Annotated in this window: 1 protein-coding gene; it reads left to right on the top strand. The window is 63.3% G+C overall.

Going from position 1 to position 569, the window contains the following annotated elements; translation table 11 throughout:
* Positions 1-569: ATP-binding cassette domain-containing protein (locus J1G34_RS26945; RefSeq protein WP_222994867.1), on the top strand; the 569-nt coding region annotated here is incomplete at both ends.

Genomic DNA, 569 nt, shown 5'->3' with positions numbered 1-569 from the left:
CGGGGCAAGTGCACGCCCTGATGGGCGAGAACGGTGCGGGTAAATCGACGCTGCTGAAGATCCTCGGCGGCGCCTATATTCCCAGCAGCGGCACGGTGCAGATCGGCGAGCAGACCATGGCCTTCAAGAACGCCGCCGACAGCATTGCCAGCGGCGTGGCGGTGATCCATCAGGAGCTGCACCTGGTGCCGGAAATGACCGTGGCCGAGAACCTGTTCCTCGGGCATTTGCCGTCGCGTTTTGGCGTGGTCAACCGCGGCGTGCTGCGCCAGCAGGCGCTGGCGTGCCTCAAGGGCCTGGCCGATGAAATCGATCCCCAGGAAAAGCTCGGGCGCCTGTCCCTGGGCCAGCGCCAACTGGTGGAAATCGCCAAAGCGTTGTCCCGTGGCGCCCATGTGATTGCCTTCGATGAGCCGACCAGCAGCCTGTCCGCCCGTGAGATTGATCGCTTGATGGCGATCATCACGCGCCTGCGCGATGAGGGCAAAGTGGTGCTCTATGTCTCCCACCGCATGGAAGAAGTGTTCCGTATCTGCAATGCGGTCACGGTGTTCAAGGACGGGCGCTTC

Source organism: Pseudomonas sp. Wu6, from assembly GCF_019891515.1.
Classification (GTDB): Bacteria; Pseudomonadota; Gammaproteobacteria; order Pseudomonadales; family Pseudomonadaceae; genus Aquipseudomonas; species Aquipseudomonas orientalis_A.
Note: the sequence above shows the minus strand (reverse complement) of the source record. Positions and strands in the feature narration are given on the sequence as shown.